The organism is Saccharomonospora saliphila YIM 90502 (assembly GCF_000383795.1).
Taxonomy (GTDB): Bacteria; Actinomycetota; Actinomycetes; order Mycobacteriales; family Pseudonocardiaceae; genus Saccharomonospora; species Saccharomonospora saliphila.
The window spans coordinates 6,393-11,503 of the sequence record NZ_KB912694.1; the positions used below are offsets into that span (position 1 = coordinate 6,393).

Genomic DNA, 5,111 nt, shown 5'->3' on the forward strand with positions numbered 1-5,111 from the left:
CGCGCGTGGCGGGCAGGCCTGCTGCGCGCGCTGGCCGACGCGCTGGAGGCCCGGCGAACGGACATCGTCGCCACCGCCGACGCCGAGACCGGCCTCGGGCAGGCCAGGCTGGGCGGTGAGCTCACCCGGACCTGCTTCCAGCTCGGCCTGTTCGCCGATGTCGTCGCCGAGGGCGGTTACCTCGAGGCCACCGTCGACCACGCGGGCCAGACGGACATGGGCCCCCGGCCCGACCTGCGTCGGATGCTGGTCCCGCTGGGTCCGGTCGCCGTGTTCGGAGCGAGCAACTTCCCCCTCGCGTTCTCCGTGCCCGGTGGGGATACGGCCTCGGCGCTGGCCGCGGGCTGCCCGGTGGTGGTCAAGGCCCACGAGTCGCACCCGCTGACCTCCCGGTTGTGCGGGGAGGTGCTGGCCGAGGCCGCTACCCGGTTCGGCGCGCCGGAGGGCACCATCGCCGTCGTGTACGGCCGGGACGCGGGCGCGCGCCTCGTGCGCGCCCCGGAGATCACCGCGGTCGGGTTCACCGGCTCCCGCGCCGGGGGACGGGCGCTGCTCGACATGGTCAACGCCCGGCCGGACCCCATCCCGTTCTACGGTGAACTCAGCGGCATCAACCCGCTGGTGATCACCGACGCGGCGGCGGCCGAGCGCGCCACCGAGATCGGCGAGGGGCTCGCCGGGTCGTTCACTCTCGGTTCCGGCCAGTTCTGCACCAAACCGGGCCTGGCGTTCGTCCCCCGCACCGACGACGGCGACCGGTTGGTGGCCTCGCTCACCGCCGCCGCCGAGAACACCACGGCGCAGGTGCTGCTCAACGAGGGCATCCGCGACAGCTTCACCCGGGGAGCCCGCACGCTGGGCGCCCTCGGCGCCGTGTCGGCCCGGGTGGCGGGCGAGACCGACGGCACCGCCGGGAACGGGTCCGGCTTCACCGCGCGGCCCACGGTGCTCGAGATCGACGCGGACGCGCTCGACGAGACCGTGGCGACCGAGTGCTTCGGCCCGCTGGTCGTCGTGGTCCGCTACACCGACCGCGCGGGCCTGCTCGACGCGCTGGCCCGGCTCGAACCGTCGCTGACCGCCACCGTGCACCTCGGTGCCGACGAGGCCGAGAGTGCCTCCGGGCTCCTGGACGCGCTGCGGCGGGTCTCCGGCAGGCTGGTCTTCGACGGGTTTCCCACCGGCGTCGCGGTGTCCTGGGCCCAGCATCACGGGGGTCCGTGGCCGTCCACCAACACGGTGCACACCTCGGTCGGGCCCACGGCCATCCGGCGTTTCCTGCGGCCCTACGCGTGGCAGAACGCGCCGAGCGCGGCGCTGCCCCCCGAACTGCGGGACGGACCGGCGGACGTGCCGCGCCGGGTCGACGGGGTGCTGACGCTCCCCGGCGAGGGCTGAGCGGGGCCGTCTGGCAAAATGGGAGCTTGCCCGCTCCGGTCCGGGCCCTCTCACCGTGCCGGGGCGACGAACCATACCTGCGGGCACCTGGATCCGGCTCCCCACTCGGATCGTGTCCCGACCCGAGTACGAGAAGACGACAGGAGTACCCACCCCCGTGGCTGTCAAGATCAAGCTGCAGCGCCTCGGCAAGATTCGCGAGCCCTACTACCGCATCATCGTCGCCGACGCCCGCACCCGCCGGGACGGCAGGGCCATCGAGACCATCGGCAAGTACCACCCGAAGCGGGAGCCCAGCTACATCGAGGTGGACTCCGAGCGCGCCCAGCACTGGCTGAGCGTCGGCGCCCAGCCGACCGTGCCCGTCGAGAACATCCTGAAGATCACCGGCGACTGGCAGAAGTACCACGGCCTGCCGGGCGCGGAGGGCACGCTCAAGACGCCCGAGCCGAAGCCGAGCAAACAGGAGCTGTTCAACGCCGCGCTGGCCGCCGCGGGCGAGGAGCCCTCGGTCGCGGCCACCACGCCCAAGAAGAAGGGCGGCAAGAAGGGCTCGGACTCCGCCGAGGGCACGGCCGAGGCCGAGTCGACGGGTGAGAGCGAGAAGGCCGGCGAGGCGTGAGCTTCCTGGCGGACTCACTCGAACACCTGGTGCGCGGGATCGTCGACAATCCCGACGACGTCCGCGTCGAGCTGCTCACGAGCCGTCGGGGGCGCACGCTCGAGGTGCATGTCCACCCCGACGACCTGGGCAAGGTGATCGGGCGCGGCGGGCGTACCGCCACCGCCCTGCGCACCGTCATGGGAGCCGTCGGTGGTCGCGGCGTCCGGGTGGACGTCGTGGACACCGACCGGTAGCGCCCTCCGGACCGGGAGACCGAGCAGCGTGCAGGTCGTCGTCGGCCGCGTCGTCAAACCGCACGGCATCCGCGGTGAGCTTGCCGTGGATGTGCGCACCGACTCGCCGGAGGCGCGGTTCGCCGAGGACGCGGTGCTCACCGGCAGGACCCGTGACGGCACCACGCGGACCCTCACCGTGGCAGCCGTCCGCCCGCACGGCGGACGGCTGCTGGTGCGGTTCGCCGAGGCCGGGGACCGCACGGCCGCCGAGGGCCTGCGCGGGATGACGTTGCTGGCCGAGGCGGATGCGCTGCCCCCCACCGACGATCCGGACGAGTTCTACGACCACGAGCTCGAGGGCCTGCGGGCCGAGCTGGCTGACGGCACGGCCGTCGGCACGGTGCGCGAGGTCGTGCACGTCCCGGCGGGCGAACTGCTGGCGGTGGACGTCTCCGGGCGGGAGGTGCTGGTCCCGTTCGTGGCGGCGATCGTGCCGCGCGTCGACGTGGACGCCGGGCGGATCGTGCTGGACCCGCCCGAGGGACTGCTGGACGGGTGAGCGTCGTGCGCCGACGGTGGACCGCGACACGACCGGTGGTGGGTGAGCACACGTGACGGAGCCGGACCGCGAGCGAACGGACGCCTCGGTGCCGTTGCGTCTCGATGTCATCACCATCTTTCCCGAGTACCTCCAGCCGCTGCGGGCCGCGTTGCTCGGCAGGGCGCTCGACCGCGGCCTGGTCGAGGTCGGCGTGCACGACCTGCGCGAGTGGACCTATGACGTGCACCGGGCCGTCGACGACGCGCCGTACGGCGGTGGTCCCGGCATGGTGATGAAGCCGCAGGTCTGGGGTGAGGCACTGGACGCGGTGTGCGACGAGAACACCCGGCTCGTCGTGCCCACCCCCGCCGGGCGGCCCTTCACCCAGGAGCTGGCGCGGGCCTACGCGCGCGAACGGCACCTGGTGTTCGCCTGCGGCCGGTACGAGGGCATCGACCAGCGGGTGCTGACCGACGCGGCCCGGCGGATGCCGGTCGACGAGGTCTCCATCGGCGACTACGTACTCGTCGGCGGTGAGGCGGCCGTGCTGGTCATCGCCGAGGCCGTCGTGCGCCTGCTGCCGGGTGTGCTGGGCAATCCCGTCTCGGCCGAGCAGGATTCGTTCTCGGACGGCCTGCTCGAGGGACCCAGCTATACCCGGCCCGAGGTCTGGCGAGGGCTGCCCGTGCCGGAGGTGCTGCGTTCCGGCAACCATGCGCTGATCGACCGGTGGCGCAGGGACCAGGCCCTCGAACGGACCTATCTGCGCAGGCCCGACCTGCTGGAACGGCTCCCGGAGGGCAGTCTGGACACCGCCGACAGGGAGGTGCTCGATCGTCTCCGCCGCGAGCGCGGTGACTGACCTCGCGGGGAGGCCGGTGTCCGGCGTTGGAGGACGTCTGTAATACTTGCGGGGTTGGCGCGACCGGTTCACGCGCCGAACTCCTGGGCCGCCCGCTCGTGAGCAGCCGGCGTGCGCCCGCCAAGACGTGAAGCCACACCAAGGACGAGGACGGACACCGATGAACACCCTGGACGCGCTGGACGCCGAGTCGCTGCGTTCCGACATCCCGCACTTCCGCCCGGGCGACACGCTGAAGGTGCACGTCCGCGTGATCGAGGGCAACCGCGAGCGGAACCAGGTGTTCCAAGGCGTGGTCATCCGCCGCCAGGGCGGCGGGGTGCGCGAGACGTTCACCGTGCGCAAGGTCTCCTTCGGGGTCGGCGTGGAGCGCACCTTCCCGGTGCACTCGCCGAACATCGCCAAGATCGAGGTGGCGAAGAAGGGTGACGTGCGGCGCGCGAAGCTGTACTACCTCCGCGACCTGCGCGGTAAGGCCGCCAAGATCAAGGAGCGCAGGGAAACGCCCTCCGCGTCCTGAAGTGACCGGCCGGTTACCGCTAGCCTGACGTGGTGGAGTCTGTGCCCCCGAACGCCGCGGAGAACGAGCCGGAACGCCCCGAGGAGAACGGGCCGACAACGCCGGAAGGCGCGGATTCGGCCAGACCTTCCGAATCGGGTGACGGCTCGTCCTCCGAGGCCGGAGGGGCGCGCCGGAAGGCCGACGACAAGAAGCATCGGTCCTTCTGGAAGGAACTGCCGATCCTGATCGTGGTCGCGTTGGTGCTCGCCTTCGTGATCCAGCAGTTCCTCGGTCGCGTCTACATGATCCCGTCGGGCTCGATGGAGGAGACCCTGCACGGCTGCCCCGGCTGTACGGGGGACCGCATCCTCGTCGACAAGGTCACCTACCACTTCACCGACCCGGCTCCGGGCGACGTCGTCGTGTTCCGCGGGCCGCAGGCCTGGGTGGAGGACGACCCCCCGACGGATTCCGGTAACCCGGTCGTGCAGTTCCTCCAGAACGTCGGCTCCGTGTTCGGCCTGGCCCCGCCGGACGAGCGCGACTTCGTGAAGCGGATCATCGCCACCGGCGGTCAGACGGTGGAGTGCTGCGACGACAACCGGGTCGTCGTGGACGGCCGTCCGCTGGACGAACCGTACGTCTACTGGGAGGGCGGCGAGCGCGAGCAGGCCGAGTTCGGCCCCGTGACCGTCCCCGAGGGCACCGTCTGGGTCATGGGCGACAACCGCAACAACTCGTCCGACTCCCGGTACCAGGGCGGTGGCGGCCCTCGCGGAGCCGTCCCCGTGGAGAACATCATCGGCAAGGCCCGGCTCATCGTCCTGCCGCCGTCCCGGTGGGACGTGGTCAGTGACCACGATCCGCAACAGCACGGTGCGACGGCGCTGGGCGCGCCCGCCTCCCCGCCCGAGGTCCCGTGGGGAGTCGGCCTCGTGGCCGCTTGGCCCGCTGCGCGCCTGGCCGGC

The 5,111-nt window shown here is 72.2% G+C and carries 7 protein-coding genes; all 7 read left to right on the top strand.

Translation table 11 applies throughout. The features are described from left to right. A partial coding sequence (locus tag SACSA_RS0114875; RefSeq protein WP_019818352.1) for an aldehyde dehydrogenase (NADP(+)) occupies positions 1 to 1,398 on the top strand: 1,398 nt, incomplete at its 5' end. 157 nt (positions 1,399 to 1,555) lie between these two features. After that, positions 1,556 to 2,020: a 30S ribosomal protein S16 gene (gene rpsP, locus SACSA_RS0114880; RefSeq protein ID WP_019818354.1), complete on the top strand. Its 465-nt coding sequence runs from the start codon at positions 1,556 to 1,558 to the stop codon at positions 2,018 to 2,020. Beyond that, the gene (locus SACSA_RS0114885) at positions 2,017 to 2,256 is read left to right on the top strand and encodes an RNA-binding protein (protein ID WP_019818355.1); all 240 of its coding nucleotides are present in this window, start codon (positions 2,017 to 2,019) and stop codon (positions 2,254 to 2,256) included. The genes rpsP and SACSA_RS0114885 overlap by 4 nt, the downstream gene beginning before the upstream one ends. Before the next feature lie 28 nt (positions 2,257 to 2,284). After that, on the top strand, positions 2,285 to 2,797 hold the full coding sequence (rimM, locus tag SACSA_RS0114890) for a ribosome maturation factor RimM (RefSeq protein WP_019818356.1): 513 nt from the start codon (positions 2,285 to 2,287) through the stop codon (positions 2,795 to 2,797). 94 nt (positions 2,798 to 2,891) lie between these two features. Beyond that, complete coding sequence (trmD, locus tag SACSA_RS0114895; RefSeq protein ID WP_028661900.1) at positions 2,892 to 3,641, top strand: tRNA (guanosine(37)-N1)-methyltransferase TrmD; 750 nt, start codon at positions 2,892 to 2,894, stop codon at positions 3,639 to 3,641. 160 nt (positions 3,642 to 3,801) lie between these two features. Further along, a complete protein-coding gene (gene rplS / locus SACSA_RS0114900) occupies positions 3,802 to 4,161 on the top strand; it encodes a 50S ribosomal protein L19 (protein WP_019818359.1) in 360 nt (119 codons plus the stop codon). 29 nt (positions 4,162 to 4,190) lie between these two features. Continuing rightward, positions 4,191 to 5,111, top strand: a 921-nt coding sequence (gene lepB, locus SACSA_RS23160) for a signal peptidase I (protein ID WP_408640279.1), incomplete at its 3' end; no start/stop codon positions are given.

Coding starts and splice junctions, on each gene's coding strand:
- rplS (WP_019818359.1), top strand. CDS start 3,802: ATGAACACCCTGGACGCGCTGGACGCCGAGTCGCTGCGTTCCGACATC.